Here is a 15,255-nt window from a genome sequence, read left to right as displayed (position 1 = left end):
CCGTTCTCCCCCGTCGGCCCTCATCAGCGCACCCGACCCGCAAGCCGGTGCACCTCGGCGAGGGGCACCGGCAGCCCGTGCGGTCGATGTCTCGCCTCGTGGACGGCCTCGGACAGGGCCCGGTCCGCCTCGAAGGCGGTCAGCTGGACCGTCCGGCAGGACGGGTCCTCGCCCCCGGCCGCGGTGTAACCGGCGCAGAACGCGCGGCGGTTGCGCAGCGCCCAGGCCGAGGCGCGGCGCAGCCGGCTCAGCTGCCGGCCGGGTCCGGTGTCGGCCTCCGCCTCCGCCTCCGTCTTCGCCTCCACCTCGGCCGAGACGGAGAGCAGTGCCGCGCGGGCCGCGTGGTCGAAGGAGCGCAGGACGCCTGCCACGTCCCGCAGCACCGGCTGCGGCCGGGGCGGTCCGGCGGGCGGGTCAGCCTCGTCCGCGAGGCCGACGAGGCGCCAGCCGTCGCCGGTGTACAGGGCCCGGCCCAGATGGAGGTCGCCGTGGACGCGCTGGGCGAGGACCGGGCAGCCGCGCGCGGCCGGCCCGCCGTACTCGTCGAACAGCGCGGTGAGGCGGCTGCGGTGCCGGGCCAGTTGCGGGACGGCGGCCGTCGCGGCGGCGAGCCGGCGTTTCATCCGGGCCGCGTCGGCGGCGGTCTCCTCGGGACTCATCCGCTGCCGGGGGAACGCCGTGCCGAGCGCGTCGTGCAGCTCGGCCACGGCCTGGCCGAGCGCCTGGGCGCGGGAGGTGAAGCAGCCGGTCCGGCCGGTGTCGGCGGTGCCGAGGATGTGGTCGCGGGCGTGGGCGACGGCCTGGCGCCAGCCGTCCTCCGCCGCCGGCAGGTGCTCCTCGATCACGCCCAGGAGGAGCCCGTCGAGGTGCAGTGAGCCGTACAGCCGGGGCGTGCGCGGACAGGCCCGGTCGGTGAGCGCGCGCAGCAGCTCCACCTCGGGGTGGGGTCCGGGCCGCGGGTCGCGGTAGAGCCGCAGGCGCAGCCGGTCGCCGTAGACCACCGCGCCGCCCTGGCCGCCGTCGGCGGGCGGGCGCGGGATCAGGCCGACCGGCAGCGGGTGCGGTCCGGCCGCCTCCAGTCGCAGTGGGCCGGCCCGGCGGGCGGCCAGCGCGCGCAGCAGGACGCCCATCAGCGCGGGGTCGGCCGTGCCGTCGTAGAGGTGCCGGCCGGCCCACGGTCCGTTGGGGACCGTGCCGATGGCCGCGGGCTCCAGGCGTCCGGGCAGGTCGCGCCGCAGGCCCAGGAGCAGCGGGCAGCGGTCGCCGGAGGCGGTCTCGACGACCGCGACGACGAGGTCCGGGCGGCTGTCGCCGCCGATGACGGTGGCCGTGACCGGGCGCGGGGTGCTCATGGTCGTCCCCTGGTGGCGGCGACGGGTCGCCAACCAGGGGACGAGGAGCGGGAGCAGGGGGCCGAGCAGCGCGTCGGCGCGGTGCCGGCCGGCCTCCGCCGCCCGGGGGACGGCGCGGGCCGCGCGGTCCGCGCCGTGGACCGCGGCCCCGTGGTGTGTCGTGGTGCTCATCGCGGTGCCGCCGCGACCGGTGAATCGTTTCCTCGCGGGTGTGCGCGACCGTGCGGCCGGGCGGCGAGCAGGTCGATGATCTTCCGGGCGAACAGATGGCAGTGGTCGCCGGTGCGGGCGGTGACCAGATCGTCGTCGACGACCACGTCCTGGTCGACGTAGACACCGCCCATGTTGCGCAGATCCCCGAGCAGGTTGTTGTGCACCACCGCCCGCCGGTCGCGGACCAGTCCGGCCACCGGCGCGGCCAGCCACATGCCGTGGCAGATGACGCCCTTGACGATGGCCGGGTCGGCGAACGCCCGGCGCAGGAACAGGGCGGCGGGCGGCAGCCGGTCCGGGTCCTCGGTGTAGCGGAGCCGGTCGGCGACCATGCCGGACGGGACGATGACCGCGCTGAACTCCTTCAGCGCGAACTCGTCGACGTCCTCGAAGGATTCGGTGACCGTGAAGGGCATCCGGTGCTCGTGGCCCCGGAAGGTCTGGCGTGGCTCGCCCCACAGCCGGGACAGGAAGTGGATCTCCGCACCCTCTTCGGGAAAGCGGTGCCGGTAGTAGAGGATCTCGGGTTCGTAGAAGTCGCTCTCCATCAGTACGGCGATCTTGTGCCCCGTCAGTCGCACGGTTACCGTCCCTTCCCCCGTCCGGTCACCAGGTCGATCAGGAACGGACCCCGGTGGGACAGCATCTCGGCCACCGCCGCGGCCGCCCGGTCCGGTTTCTCCACACGCAGCGCGGGCACCCCGAGCGACCTCGACAGCGCGACGAAGTCGATGGCGGGCCGCGAGAGATCGAAGATCTCCGGATGGTCGTGCGCGGGGATGTCCTGTTCCCGCCAGTACTGCTCGATGTTGTCCTCCAGGAGCTTGTAGCTCCCGTTGTTGCAGATCACGAACTTGGCGCCGATGCCGTGCCGGGCCGCCGTCCACAGCGCCTGCACGGTGTACATGCTGCCGCCGTCGCCGGTGAAGCCGACCACCGTGCGCTCCGGGTGGGCCAGTTTGGCGCCCAGCGCGCCCGGGATGCCGACGCCCAGCGAGCCGCCGCGCGTCTGGTGCCAGCGGCCGGGCCGGGTCGGCGGCAGTGGCCGGAACAGGTCCGGGGAGGCGGTCAGCGCCTCGTCGAACAGCACCGCGTCGTCGGGGAGCAGCCGGGCCAGCTCCTCGGCGAACACGATGTGCGGGAGATCCTGCGCGGCCGCCGACTCCTGGGCGCGCTGGGCGGTGACCGCCCGGCTCAGATTGCGTTCGGCGGCCGCCCTGCGCAGCCGCAGTGTCGCGGCCTCCCGCTCGGTCTCGCTCATCCGCCGCGCGAGCAGGTCGGCGAGCAGTCCGAGGGAGCGCTTGGGGTCGGCGACCAGGCCCAGGTCCACGGGGAAGTTCTTGGCGATGGCGTCGGTGTCCAGGTCGATGTGGACCACCGGGGCCCCTTCGGCGAAGACGCCGTCCAGGGCCGGGAACACCTCCGGCAGCGCGTAGGTGCCGCACAGCAGCACGGCGTCCGCCTCGGCGGTCACCTTGCGGCTGTTCGCGCCGAACATGTGGCCGAGCTGGCCGGCGTAGGCGGGGTGCTCGGCGGACAGGTTGACCTCCGCCCAGTCCGCGCCCCACACGTCGGCGCCCCACACCTCGGCCAGCCGCGCCAGCTCCGGCTGGGCGCCCGAGAAGTGGACGCCGTCACCGGCGATCACGATCGGCCGCCGGGCGCCGGACAGCAGCCGCGCGGCCCGCTCCAGCGCCTCGGGGTCCGGTGCGGAAGCGGTGTCGGGGTACGACACCGGCACCGCCTCCTCGCTGGTGGGCCGGTCCAGCACATCGGCGGGCAGCACCACGAGGACCGGCCCGTACGGCGGGGTGCCGGCCACCTTGAAGGCGCGGCGCAGCACCCGCAGCGTGGAGTCCGGGTCGATGACGCGGGTGGCCCACTTGGTCACCGGTTTCGCCATGCCCACCAGGTCGGCGGCCATCTGCGCCTCCAGGGCGTCGTAGCGCACCCCGGCCTCGCCGGCCACCACGACCAGCGGCGCGTGACCGCGCATCGCCTGGTAGAGCATGCCGATGCCGTTGCCGAGCCCCACCCCGGAGTGCAGCTGGACGACGGCCGGGCGGCGGGTGGCCCGCGCGTACCCGTCCGCCATGCCGACGGCCACGGACTCCTGGAGGGTCAGCACGTAGTCGATGCCGGGGAAGTGGCGCAGTTCGTCCAGGAAGCCCTGCTCCACCGTGCCGGGGTTGCCGAACATGTGGGTGACGCCCTCGACCGTCAACTGCTCGAGGAACGCCGCCCGGGCCGGCCTGCTGTCCATGGTCCTACCGCCTCTCGTCCGCCTCGCCGGGTCTTCGCTGCCGGGTGCTCAGTCCTGGGCCTTGAATCCCCACTGCCGCAGCCCGTGGTCGAGGACCTCGACCGTCTTCTGGCCGGTCAGGTAGGAGTCGGGGGTGGAACGCCCGGTGATGAACGGGTAGTCGACGATCACCGAGGTGGTCTTGCCGAAGTTGCCGTGGTAGGCGCCGCCGGGCGCGGTGGCGTCGCGCAGGATGTACTCCAGCGGGTACGGCGGCGGGCCGATCACGAAGTCGGTGCCGACGAAGCCGGTGCCGTCCAGGTAGTCGTACTCGATGCAGTGGCCGGTGACGTGCTTGCCCTGGATGATGCTGCGCCGGTCCTCCTGGTCGCGGGCGAAGGCCAGGCAGGCGACGCCGTAGCACTCGGCGGCGATCGGCCGGTCGAGGGCGTGGAAGGCGAGGATCAGGTCGTGCACCCGCCAGTTGTTGGCCAGGTCGACGATGGGGCCGCTGCCGCCGACGATGAGCAGCGCGTCGTAGCGGTCGGCGATCTGCTCCTGGACCTTCTCCAGCCGGGAGTTGTAGGCCTCCCAGTCGCGCAGGAAGTACGGCTTGGAGCGGTACGGGCGGTCGGGCAGCCAGGACGACAGGTCGAGCGGGTGGTCGAGCCGGTCGGAGGCCTCGACGGCCTTGACCTTGGCGGCCATCTCGGGCGTCGTCACGGAACGCCCGAGGGGCGGGTCGACGTAGTCGGGGTCCATGCTGGGCGGGAGCGCCACGGGCCGCTTGCCGGTCGGGGTGGCGAAGGTGACGTGGTAGCCCGCCTTGTCGAAGGTCTCCAGGGGGCCTATCAGCTCCTCGCCCCAGTAGCCGTACTCGGACAGGACGACGAGGATGCGCCTGCTCATGGGGGTTCCTCTCGGTCGGCGTCCGGCAGCGTGCGTCGGGCCGCGCTCGGACACGTGAACTACCGGACCCCTGTCTATTTTTGGCGGTCCGCGCGCCACCAGAGCGGGGGCGGGCGGAGGGCGCACATACCCAAGTGGGTGGCGGCACTACGGCAAGTCCGTGGCGCTCGGCCCGCGACGGCCGCCCGGCGGGGCGTGCGGCGCCCGGTCCGCGGCCTTGACGGCGGCACTTGACGAAGTGTGACCACCGGGATGACTGAGTGAGAGCCGCCGGGCCGGGCCGGGCACTGGGGCATGGGGCACCTGAGGACGGTGGAGGCGCGAGAGAGCGCGCGCCCGGGTGGGCGCGCGCCGCGGCATGGCGACCGAGGGAGGACTCACGTGACCAGGACACACCGCGGGCCGGCAGCGGACGAGGACGACGGCTGGGGTCTGGTCGGACGCGGCTGACGGGGGCGCGCGATGGCCAAGCGCAGCGTCGTGCGTCTCGGCGCGGTCTTCCCGCACCTGGAGATCGGCGCGGACCCCGGAGCGGTACGGGCGTGGGCGCAGGCCGTGGAGGAGACGGGCTTCCGGCACGTGGTCGCCTTCGACCAGGTGCTGGGCGCCGGGAGCGGTGACCGGCCCGGCGCGTCCGGGCACCCCGGCGACCGCCTCTTCCACGAGGTGTTCGTCCTCTTCGGTTACCTCGCCGGGGTCACCCGCACCCTGGAACTCGCCACCGGCGTCCTCGTACTGCCCCGGCGGCAGACCGCGCTCGTCGCCAAGCAGGCCGCCGAGGTGGACGTGCTCAGCGGCGGCCGGCTGCGGCTCGGCGTGGGCATCGGCGGGGACAAGGCGGAGTACGACGCCCTCGGCGCGGACTTCCACGACCGCGGGGCCCGCAGCGCCGAACAGGTCGAGCTGCTGCGGGCGCTGTGGTCCCGGCCGGCCGTGGACTTCGCGGGACGCTGGCACCGGCTCGACGACGCGTCGATCCTGCCGCGTCCGGCGCGGGGCGAGATCCCGGTGTGGTTCGGCGGGAGCGCCGAGCCGGTGCTGCGCCGGGCCGGGGAGCTGGGCGACGGCTGGCTGCCCGAGCGCCCGCCGGACGAGACCGCCCGCTCGATGGTGGGCCGGGTGCGCGGCTACGCGCTGGCCGCCGGCCGCGACCCGGCGGACCTCGGCTTCGAGGCGCGGCTGGTCCTCGCGGACGTGCCGGAGCCGAAGTGGCCCGACTTCGTCGCCGGCTGGCGCGACCTGGGCGCCACCCATCTGTCCCTGAGCACCATGGGCCTCGGCCTCGCCACCGTCGACGACCACATCCGCATGCTGGCCAGCACTCTGCGGGAGCTGCGGCCGGTGGCCACGGGCTAGGCGTGTCCCCGTCGTCGTGCCCGGTCCAGGCGGAAGGCCCTCCCGTGAACGGGAGGGCCTTCTTCGCGCGCGGGACTGCCGGACTAGTGGGCGTACTCCTCCGCCAGGAATCTCATGGTCTGGTCGACGAAGACGCGCATCTCTCGGGTGAGGTTCTTGCCGCGGCGCCAGGCGAGCTGGGTGAAGACCTGGAAGGGGATGTCCCAGTCCAGGCGGACGAGGACGCGGTTGTCGAGGGCGTCCTGGACGCAGGCCGTGGGCAGCAAGGAGATGCCGAGGCCGGCGGCGACGCCGCGCTTGATGGACTCGATGGTGCCGAACTCCAGGAACGGCAGTGCCTCGCCGGTGCCGTCGTTCAGTTCGGCCTCGAACAGCTCCCGGTAGGCGCAGCCGGCCTCCGCGGAGATGACCTGGGTGCGGCGCAGTTCCTCGGTGGTCACCTTGGGGGCCCGGGTGAGCGGGTGGTCCGGCGCGGCGACCACGGTCAGCGGCTCGGAGCCGAGCACCTCGGTCTGCACCCCCGGGTGCCGGGTCTCGGCCTCCATCAGGAAGCCCATGTCGAACATGCCCTGCCGCAGCGCATGGCAGGTCTCCGCGCACAGGCTGGGCCGCAGCACGATGTGCAGGGCCGGGTAGCGGTGGTGGAAGAACTCCAGCAGCGGCGGCATCCGGTAGGAGGTGATGGACTCCATCGAGCCGACGGTCAGGACACCGGCGGGGTCTCCGGAGCCGACGGTGGCGCCGCGCGCCTCGCCCGCCAGGCTCAGCATCTGCTCGGCGTAGGGCAGCAGCCGCTGGCCCGCCTCGGTGAGCTGGATGCGCCCGCCGAGGCGGTCGAAGAGGTCCACGCCGAGCGACATCTCCAGGCCCTTGATCTGACTGGTGACACTGGACTGCGCGTACTTCAGCTCCGTGGCCGCTTTCGAGAAGCTGAGCAGCGTGGCCACCTTGTGGAACGCCGCCAGCTGCCTGATATCCATGGTCCTCTCCCTGCCTGGGCCGACACCGAATGGATCTGTCAATTCAGGGAATCACCGGCGCCGTCGGGAGCGCCACGATCCGGTGCTGTCTCCTTGCGGACAGGCGGCGTCAGTTAGCGGCCATCCGCGTCGTCGTTCTCGAATTTCGGGAAATGCCCTTGCCGGCCGAGCATCAGGCCCGCCTGGAAACGGCTGACCGCACCCATCTCCTCCATGATCGCGGAGATGTGGCGCCGGCACGTCCGGGTGGCCATGCCCAGGCGGCGGGCGATGACCTCGTCCTTCAGGCCGAGCGCCATGAGGCGCAGGATGGACAGCCGTACCTCTTCGGCGAGTTGCTGGTACTCCGCGGGGTGCCCGTCCACCTCGAAGGGCCGGCCGATCTGCCAGACGGACTCGAAGGACCGGCAGAGGTAGCCGACGATGGTGGGTTCGCTGACGACGGCCGCGCCGGGGGGCCGGCCGTCGGGCGGTTCCTTCGGGATGAAGGCGACCTCACGGTCGTAGATGATGAGGCGTTCGCTGAGTTCCTCGACGGTGCGCACCTCGGCGCCCTGCCGGGTGATCTCCTGGACGTAGGTGCGGGTGGCGAGGCTGCTGCGGGCGGTGTGCTGGTACAGGGTGCGCACCCGCACACCGCGGCGCAGCAGTTCCAGGGTGTGTTCGCGGTCGGCCTCCAGGAGTTCGGGGGGCCGGCCGCCGCCGGACTGCAGGCTCATCCGTTCCCGGGTGCAGCCGTAGCGGGCCCGGTCGATCTCGCGGCGCACCTCGTCGACGTCGTCGAGGACGGTGACCGTGTCGGCGCCGGCGGGCCCTTGGTGCCGGGCCCGGTAGGCGGCGGCGAGGGAGCGCAGTTCCTGGTGGATGCGGGCGGCCTCGCGGCGCCGCCGGGCGATGGCGACCTCCAGGGGGCCGACCAGTTCGGCCTCGGCGGCCTCCGGGTCGAGCGGGACGACGGGCCGGCCGGGCGCGGTGGCGCTCAGCAGCCTGAGGTCCTGGAGGGTCTTGCGGGCCTGCTCGACCCGGGAGGGGTCGACGCCGAGGGCGTCGGCCGTCTCGGCGTCCTCGAAGCGGCCGAGGCGCAGGGCCCGTTCGTAGGCCGCGACCGCGAGCTCGTCCAGAAGAGGAATACCGTCCGTCAATTCCTCACCTCCCGGCCGGTGTCGCGGTGGTTCCGCGGCCTGCTTCGGTCATCCGTTCCAGCGTAGGGCGGGGGCCCCGCGCCCGGCGGTCCGGCGGCGCACGCCGTCTTGACAGCGTTATGTGGGCCGCTTGACCGGCTCAGTAATGGACTCGCCGGTCCTCCGGTGTGGCCCGGTAGCGCACGTTCCACAGGCTGCGCCGGATGTAGGTGCGCTGGAGCCAGCGGTCCCGGCCGTCGTAGTACGCGCGGAACGTGGACCGGGCGTGCACCCCCTTGCGGTTGTTGATCAGCAGGGCCTGGCCCCGCTGGAGCCGGACGGCGTGGGCGACCTCCTCGCAGGCCTCCTCGAGGGCCTTGAGGGCGGCTTCGGCGCCGCGGGTCAGGGGCCGGGTGCCGTTGGCGGAGACGGCGATCTCGGGGAACCGGGCGGCGCCGCTGAGGATCGGCACCGGGTCGGACAGCACCTCGGCGTCCCCGGCCACGGCGCGGGTGTAGCTGCCGGGGGCGTTGAGGCGGAACAGCGGGCTGCGCAGGGTGTCGACGACCTGGTCGGGCAGCCGGCGGCAGATGTCGCGGGCGTCGGCGTAGTAGGTGACGGCGTCGTCGTCGGGTGCGCCGCGCAGGCAGTTGAGGACCAGGAAGTCGGGGTTGGCGAGGTCGTAGCGGCCGATGGCGTCGTAGGTGATGTCGCTGTGGAAGTTGAGGAAGACGGCGGAGCCCTGGTTGGTCTGGGCCCGCTCCCCCGCGCGTACCGGCACCACGTCGTGGACGATCCGGCCGTCCTTCTCGGTGAGCACGCCGATGGGTTCGCCGAGCAGTCCGGTGAGTCCCAGCAGCACGCCTTCGGCGACGAAACCGCCGCGGGTGGTGCCGGGGCCGCCGTCGGCGGGGGTGGGCGGGAGGTCCGCGTCGTGCGGGAGATTGCGCACCCACAGCACTCCGGGGGCGTCGTTGTGCCGGCCGAAGTCCAGCAGCCGCTGCAGGAGCGCGGCGGGCAGGGCGGCGGCGAAGACCTGGTGGTAGCGGGTGAGCGCGGCGTCCAGGTCGGGGACCGGGTCGGGCAGCGGCGCGAGCCGGGCCGCGAGTTCGTCGCGGACCCGGTCGGGCAGGGCGAGGTCGGCAGAGGTCACGGCGGTCACACTCCGGCGAGGTGGGGGCGCGGCGTGTCGGCGGCGGGCATGTCGAGCGCGTCGTGCAGACGCTGGGCGAGGTGCAGGGCGTCCTCCCCGCTCTCGGCGATGTGGGTGGTGACCTTGGAGCCGCGGATCTCGGCCACCGGCACCCCGATGTAGCTGCCGGGTTCGATGTTCTGCCGCCGCTGGACGGCCTCCAGGTCCACATAGCCGCCGACGACCGCCACCCAGGGCTTGTCGGTGAGCCGTACGGTGTCGATGCCGGCGGCGTGGAACACGCCGTGCGCGCAGTCGGCGATGTCGTCGGAGTCGTAGCCGAGCACCACGGACCGCTGGTTGAAGACGATGGCGGCCATCTGGTCGCCCTCGCGGCTGATGGTGGTGCCCGGCGAGAACGGCGCCCGGTTGTAGCGGCAGACGATCTCGATGCCGTGCCGCAGGGCCAGCTGGACGGCCCTGCGGTGCAGCACCTTGGCGCCGTACAGCGACATCAGGGCGGCCATGTTGTACGACACCCTGGGCAGCAGGCGGGCGCCGCGGACCAGGTGCGGGTCGGAGGTGTAGATGCCGTCGACGTCGGAGTGGATCTCGCAGGCGGTGCCGCCGAGCGCGCGGGCGACGGCGATCGCGGACAGGTCGGAGCTGTTCTTGCCGAGCCAGGTGGGCCGTCCCTGGGCGTCCACCGCCTGCCCGCCGGGCACCACCACGACCTCGTGGTCGGTCAGGGTGCGGCTGAGCGGGCCGGGGTCGGTCTCGATGACCCGCGCCCACAGGAAGGACGAGTTGGTGATCAGGCCGACCTGGTGGCCGGCGAGCACCGTCGCCGAACGGCCCCTGCGGTGCAGGGCGGTGGCGAGCAGATGGGCGCTGACCAGGTCGGCGGTGGCGAGCATGCCGGCCGACGTGGTGTCCTCGGGGTGCGGGTTGACCTCGTGCAGCCGGCCGCGCAGCTGCTCGGTCTCCCCCTGCATGGCGCTGACCACCACGGCCAGCCGCCGGCCCTCGCGCTCCAGCCGTTCCTCCAGGCCGGCCGCGAGCACGTCGTAGGCGGCATGGGTCCGGAAGGTGGAGCCGCCGAACTTGAGAATGGCAGCGTCGCTCACAGCAACCCCCGTTCGAGGACGTTCTCGGCGATCTGTACGGCGTTCAGGGCGGCGCCGATCCGCAGGTTGTCGGCGACCAGCCAGAGCCAGAATCCGCGCGGGTTGTGCGGGGCCACCCGCACCCGGCCGACGTGGACGTGGTCCGGCTCGCCCGCGGTGCGCGGGGTCGGGAAGCCGCCGGGGACGTCCTGGTCGTGGACGGTGACCTCGGGCAGCGCGGCGAGTCGGGCCACCAGCTCGGCGCGGTCCACGGGGGCTCCGGCCTCCACCCAGACCGCCTCGGAGTGGCAGTTGACGACCGGCACGCGGACGCAGGTGGTGGTGACGTCGAGGTGCGGCAGGCCGAGGATCTTGCGGGACTCCTGGAGCATCTTCTGCTCCTCCAGGGTGAACCCGGTGTCCAGCAGCTTGTCGATGAACGGCACGACGTTGAAGGCGAGGGCCGGCCGGAAGCGCTCGGCGGGCAGTTCGGCCGCCGGGTCGCGCAGCGCCAGTTCGCTGCCTTCCCGCAGCTCCTCGATGCCGTGTTCGCCCTGCCCGGAGGCCGCCTGGTAGGTGCTGACGACGACCTGCCGGATGCCCCAGCGCTGCTGCACGGTGGTCAGCAGCCGGACCAGCGGGATGGTCGAGCAGTTGGGGTTGGCGATGATGCCGCTCGCCGGGCGTCCGGTGAGCACGTCGGCGTTGACCTGCGGCACCACCAACGGGCTGTCGGGGTCCATGCGGAAGGCGTTGGTGTTGTCGATGACGAGGGCGCCCTGCGCGGCCGCCTTGGGGGCCCACTGGAGGCTGACGGACGTGCCGGCGGAGAAGAAGGCGATGTCGACGTCCGAGAAGTCGAACCGCTCCAGGTCCTCGACCACCGTGCTGTGGCCGTCGACGTCGATCCGGCGGCCCGCCGAGCGCGCGGACGCGGCGAGCCGGACGCCGCGGTGGCGCAGTCCGCGGGAGGCGATCAGTTCGATGAGGGTGTGGCCGACGGCTCCGGTCGCTCCGGCGATCGCGAGCCGCGGGGCCGTGGGGTCGCTGACGAGTGTCATCGGGGTTCCTTAAGGACGGTCGGGGTCCGGGTGAGCGCGGCCGGCGGCACGTCGTCCCGTGACGTGCGGCGCCGGGAGGCGGGCAGCAGGGGCCAGCCCAGGTTCACGCCGAGGCCGGCCGCCGCGATCAGCGGGACGCCCAGGGCCTGGAGCAGCGTGATGTGGTGGCCGTAGACCGTGAGGTCGACGAGGATCGCCACCGCCGGGTAGACGAAGGACAGCACCGCGATGCGGGCGGTGGGCAGTTTCTGGTACGAGGCGTACAGCAGGATGTAGAGCAGGCAGGTGTGGATCACCCCGAGGCCGGCCAGCCAGCCCCAGTCGGCGCCGAGGCCCGCGGTCCGGCCGAGCGCGGTGAACGGCAGCAGCAGCGGGATGCCGACGGACGCCTGGATGAGCGCGGTGAGTTCGGGGCGTACGCCGGTGAGGTGCTTGGCGATGACGGTGGCGAACGCGTACAGCAGCGCGGCGAGCAGGGCCTGGCCGACGCCGAGCAGATAGGCGCCGCCCTCCGCGCCGCCGCCCGCGCTCAGGTCGGCGACCAGCAGCACCCCGGCGAAGGCGAGCAGGATCCAGGCGGCCTGGTGGCGGTCGAGGCGTTCCTTGAACAGCAGCAGGCCGAGCAGCACGACGTAGAACGGCTGGGTGTGGTAGACGACGGTCGCCACCGAGATGGAGGTGGTGGTGTACGCGCTGAACAGCAGGACCCAGTTGAAGACGATGCAGACCCCGCCGAGCGCGGCGAGCGCGAAGGTGCGGCGGGTGAAGCCGTGGCCGCGGAGGAAGCCGCGCAGCAGGCAGTAGGCGGCCAGGGCGAGGGCTCCGAAGACGCAGCGGAAGAAGACCACGTTGAAGCTGGACTGGCCGGATTCGACGACGAAGACGCCCAGGGTGCCCGACAGGACCATCGCCGCCGTGAGTTCGACGGCCCCTCTGGTCTGTTGCCGGGAGGTGGGGGTGGTCACAGGTCGTACCTCGCCTTCGCGTTCGGTGGGGGGATGTCAGTGCAGGGGGACGGCGTAGTGCAGACCGCCTCTGGTCCACAGCTCGTTGGGGCCGCGCGGCACGTCGAGGCCGGAGGCCCGGCCGAGGTTGCGTTCGTACAGCTCGGCGTAGTCGCCGACGGTGTCCAGCACCCGGGCGGCCCAGCCGGCGTCGAGTCCGGCGGCGGGGCCGTGCCGGCCGGCCTGGCGGGCGACGGCGGCGCGGCCCTCGGCACCGGCGCGGTGGGTCTCGTACTCGGCGGCGAACAGCAGTTGCAGGACCCAGCGGCAGATCCGGAACCAGCGCGGGTCGTCGTCGCGGACCACGGCGGCCATCGGCTCGCGGGAGATCTCGGCGGGCAGGATGCGGTGCGCGTCCGGGTCGGGCAGGGTGCGCCGGGCGCCGGCGAGGGCCACCTTGTCGAGGACGTAGGCGGCGCACTCCCCCGCCGCGTACGCCTCCAGCGCCTGGCGCGGGTGGTCGAAGGCGACCGGGCGGACGGTGAGGCCGCGCGGCCGGTACCAGGCCGTCAGGTTGGCCTCGGTGGTGCAGCCCGCGTGCACGGCGACCGGGCGGCCGGCGAGCGCCCCCGGGTCGTGCACGCCGGAGTCGGCCCGGACCAGGAAGCCCTCGCCGTCGTAGCAGGTGACGCCGGCGAACAGCAGTCCGTGCGCGGCCTCGCGGCCCATGGTCCAGCTGACGTTGCACACCGTCAGGTCGGCGTGGCCGGCGGCCAGCCGGGTCAGCCGGGCGGCGGGGCCGGCGGGCCGCCAGTCGACGGCCTCCGGGTCACCGAGGACGGCGGCGGCGACGGCCCGTGCCACATCGGCGTCCAGGCCGGTCCAGCGGCCGTCCGGGGCGCGCTGCGACAGACCGGGCTGGCCCTGGGAGACCAGGGCGCGCACGGCGCCGCGGTCGCGGACCGTCCCCAGGGTGTCGGCGAGCACCGCGCGGGCGGTCACGCGGGGCTCCTGAGCAGGGCGCCGACGGTGTGCTCGCGGTCGTAGCGGCGTTCGTTGTGGGCCAGCATGGTGGTGAGCCGGCGGGCGGTGAGCGGGGCGGCGCAGCGCCGGTCGGCGGCCCGCACGGTCACCGGCATGCCGCCGGCCCGGGACCAGGCGAGCATGCCCCGTTCGTCGATGACGGCGCGGGCGGCGCCGGCGTTGTCGCGGTGCAGGCAGTACGGCACGTCGAGGACGCCGCGGGCGAAGGCGGCGACCAGGGCGGCGCCGGTGGTGCGGCCCAGCTCCAGGGTGGCCTCGACGAGGGTGCGGGCCTCGTCGTGAAGGCCGGTGTCGGCGGGCTCGGGGCAGCGGGTCACCGCGCAGTCGGCGGCGGACTGCCGGGCGACGGCGTCGGCGAACTCCAGGGCCTCGACGTTCTCCTCGATCGCGGGGATGCGGCGGGCCTCGGCGGGTGTCTTGACGATGAGGCGTTCGGTGCCGCTGTGCACGGCGAGCCGGGCGCTGTCCTCCAGCAGCCGGAAGGCGCCGACGGGGGTGCGCGGGAAGACGCCCATGTAGGTGTAGAGGGTGACGTGCCAGTCGGCGTCGGGCAGGTGCTCGGCGGCCAGCCGGCGCAGCGCGGCCAGCGCCTCCAGGTCCTGGCCGAGATGGACCTGCTGGGCGTAGCTGAGGGAGATCGAGCGCAGTCCGTGCTCGTGGAAGAACCTCGCCTCCAGCACGCTGAGCGCGACCAGCAGCGAGGGCGGGCAGAGCTGGCCGAGCATGCAGCCGCCGAAGGTCTCCAGGTGCATGGGTGCGGGTGCGGCGGCGGCCAGTTCGCAGCAGCGGGCCCAGTTGTCGGCGGCCTCCGGCAGCGGGACCCGGCCGTAGGGCAGGCAGTAGGAGACGGGGCCGCCCTCGGTGGCGTCGACGCCCGCCTCGACCATGATCCGGAACAGTTCCAGCGGCAGCGGCGAGCCGTGCCGCACCTGGACGGGGAAGTCCTCGTGGGCCACGTCGGCGAGCAGCGCCCGGACGGTCCGGGCGCCGTGCGCCTCCAGCGGGAAGCCGTTGAGGTCGGCGCCCTCGGCGAGGGCGCGGCGGGCGGAGGCGTGGTCGCCGACCCGGGTGTAGCTGTCGAGGGTGATGGTGCCGACGGTGGTGGCCCGGCAGTCGCGTACGGCGGTCAGGCCGGCCCGCATCCGGTCCAGGGCGCCGAAGCCCATCCGGGGCTGGACGACGAGCCGCCGCTCCGCCCGCGCGGTGCGCACGAAGTCGGCGAAACGGCCCATCAGCGTGCTCCGGCCGGCACCGGCGGAGCCGTCGCGGCCAGCGTGTCGAGGAAGCGGGTGAAGTCGGCGATCAGGCGCGGGGCCGGTGCCTCGGACTCGTTGAACACCGCGGTGAATCCGGCGTCCAGCAGCCGCTGTCCGAGGCGGTCGTCGGCGGCGCCGCGCACCCCGAGCTTGCCGCCGATGACCACGGGCAGGTCGGCGAGTTCGGGGTCGCGGCGCAGGGCGCGCACCAGGCGCAGTCCGTCGAGGTGGCCGTGGCCGTTGACGGTGCTGAGCACCAGCAGGTCGGGCCGGTCGGCACCGCGGCAGGCGTCCAGCACGGTCGCGTCCGGCGGGCACACCCCGAGGTTGGCGACCTCGTGTCCGGCTTCTTCCAGCAGCAGCTGCAGATAGACCAGGTTCCACATGTGGGCGTCGGAGGAGACGCTGGAGACCAGGATGCGCAGCGGGCGGGTCCGTATCGGGTGAACAGACATGTCTCTCACTCTTGGATTCGTCCGGCGAAAAGTACAGCTGCCGCGGAACGAATATCCGAAAGCGGCGATCAGGAATTTCCATAC

Annotated in this window: 14 protein-coding genes; 1 reads left to right on the top strand and 13 read right to left on the bottom strand. The window is 73.5% G+C overall.

Features of this window, described 5'->3' with window-relative positions; all coding sequences use genetic code 11:
* Nucleotides 1-23: 23 nt before the first annotated feature.
* The 4 genes from ABT232_RS33015 to ABT232_RS33000 are packed head-to-tail and all read right to left on the bottom strand — an operon-like array spanning nt 24 to nt 4,716.
* Nucleotides 24-1,523 carry a maltokinase N-terminal cap-like domain-containing protein gene (locus tag ABT232_RS33015; RefSeq protein ID WP_351846989.1) on the bottom strand — a complete coding sequence of 500 codons (1,500 nt, stop codon included), beginning with the start codon at nt 1,521-1,523 and terminating at the stop codon, nt 24-26.
* Nucleotides 1,520-2,146 (bottom strand): DJ-1/PfpI family protein, encoded by a 627-nt coding sequence (locus ABT232_RS33010; protein WP_351846986.1) that lies wholly within the window; start codon nt 2,144-2,146, stop codon nt 1,520-1,522. The genes ABT232_RS33015 and ABT232_RS33010 overlap by 4 nt, the downstream gene beginning before the upstream one ends.
* A gap of 2 nt (nt 2,147-2,148) precedes the next feature.
* Nucleotides 2,149-3,828, bottom strand: coding sequence for a thiamine pyrophosphate-binding protein (locus ABT232_RS33005; RefSeq protein WP_351846983.1), 1,680 nt, complete (start codon nt 3,826-3,828; stop codon nt 2,149-2,151).
* Between the two features lie 48 nt (nt 3,829-3,876).
* Nucleotides 3,877-4,716, bottom strand: coding sequence for a type 1 glutamine amidotransferase domain-containing protein (locus tag ABT232_RS33000; RefSeq protein ID WP_351846981.1), 840 nt, complete (start codon nt 4,714-4,716; stop codon nt 3,877-3,879).
* A 462-nt stretch (nt 4,717-5,178) separates the two neighbouring features.
* On the opposite strand from ABT232_RS33000, the gene ABT232_RS32995 reads away from it, so the two are divergent.
* On the top strand, nt 5,179-6,072 hold the full coding sequence (locus ABT232_RS32995) for an LLM class F420-dependent oxidoreductase (protein WP_351846978.1): 894 nt from the start codon (nt 5,179-5,181) through the stop codon (nt 6,070-6,072).
* An 83-nt stretch (nt 6,073-6,155) separates the two neighbouring features.
* Here the strand turns inward: ABT232_RS32995 and ABT232_RS32990 are convergent, their stop codons facing one another.
* The 9 genes from ABT232_RS32990 to ABT232_RS32950 all read right to left on the bottom strand — a co-directional run bounded on the left by ABT232_RS32990 (nt 6,156) and on the right by ABT232_RS32950 (nt 15,171).
* Nucleotides 6,156-7,052, bottom strand: a complete 897-nt coding sequence (locus ABT232_RS32990) for a LysR family transcriptional regulator (RefSeq protein WP_351846976.1) — start codon at nt 7,050-7,052, stop codon at nt 6,156-6,158.
* 113 nt (nt 7,053-7,165) lie between these two features.
* On the bottom strand, nt 7,166-8,194 hold the full coding sequence (locus ABT232_RS32985; protein WP_351846973.1) for a LuxR C-terminal-related transcriptional regulator: 1,029 nt from the start codon (nt 8,192-8,194) through the stop codon (nt 7,166-7,168).
* 139 nt (nt 8,195-8,333) lie between these two features.
* On the bottom strand, nt 8,334-9,326 hold the full coding sequence (locus ABT232_RS32980; RefSeq protein ID WP_351846970.1) for a TauD/TfdA family dioxygenase: 993 nt from the start codon (nt 9,324-9,326) through the stop codon (nt 8,334-8,336).
* A 5-nt stretch (nt 9,327-9,331) separates the two neighbouring features.
* Entirely contained in the window at nt 9,332-10,432 is a 1,101-nt protein-coding gene (locus ABT232_RS32975; protein ID WP_351846967.1) for an amino acid kinase family protein, read from the bottom strand.
* Nucleotides 10,429-11,472 carry an aspartate-semialdehyde dehydrogenase gene (locus ABT232_RS32970; RefSeq protein ID WP_351846964.1) on the bottom strand — a complete coding sequence of 348 codons (1,044 nt, stop codon included), beginning with the start codon at nt 11,470-11,472 and terminating at the stop codon, nt 10,429-10,431. Before ABT232_RS32970 ends, ABT232_RS32975 begins: the two co-directional genes overlap by 4 nt.
* Nucleotides 11,469-12,437 carry a DMT family transporter gene (locus ABT232_RS32965; protein ID WP_450871735.1) on the bottom strand — a complete coding sequence of 323 codons (969 nt, stop codon included), beginning with the start codon at nt 12,435-12,437 and terminating at the stop codon, nt 11,469-11,471. The genes ABT232_RS32970 and ABT232_RS32965 overlap by 4 nt, the downstream gene beginning before the upstream one ends.
* Before the next feature lie 36 nt (nt 12,438-12,473).
* A complete protein-coding gene (locus tag ABT232_RS32960) occupies nt 12,474-13,418 on the bottom strand; it encodes a transporter substrate-binding domain-containing protein (protein WP_351846962.1) in 945 nt (314 codons plus the stop codon).
* A complete protein-coding gene (locus ABT232_RS32955) occupies nt 13,415-14,692 on the bottom strand; it encodes a methylaspartate mutase (protein WP_351846959.1) in 1,278 nt (425 codons plus the stop codon). The genes ABT232_RS32960 and ABT232_RS32955 overlap by 4 nt, the downstream gene beginning before the upstream one ends.
* On the bottom strand, nt 14,692-15,171 hold the full coding sequence (locus tag ABT232_RS32950) for a cobalamin B12-binding domain-containing protein (protein WP_351846956.1): 480 nt from the start codon (nt 15,169-15,171) through the stop codon (nt 14,692-14,694). The genes ABT232_RS32955 and ABT232_RS32950 overlap by 1 nt, the downstream gene beginning before the upstream one ends.
* Between the last annotated feature and the right edge of the window lie 84 nt (nt 15,172-15,255).

The sequence above is a fragment of the Streptomyces sp. NPDC001532 genome (assembly GCF_040298625.1).
Taxonomy (GTDB): domain Bacteria; phylum Actinomycetota; class Actinomycetes; order Streptomycetales; family Streptomycetaceae; genus Streptomyces.
This window is presented reverse-complemented; position numbering and strand designations above follow the sequence as displayed.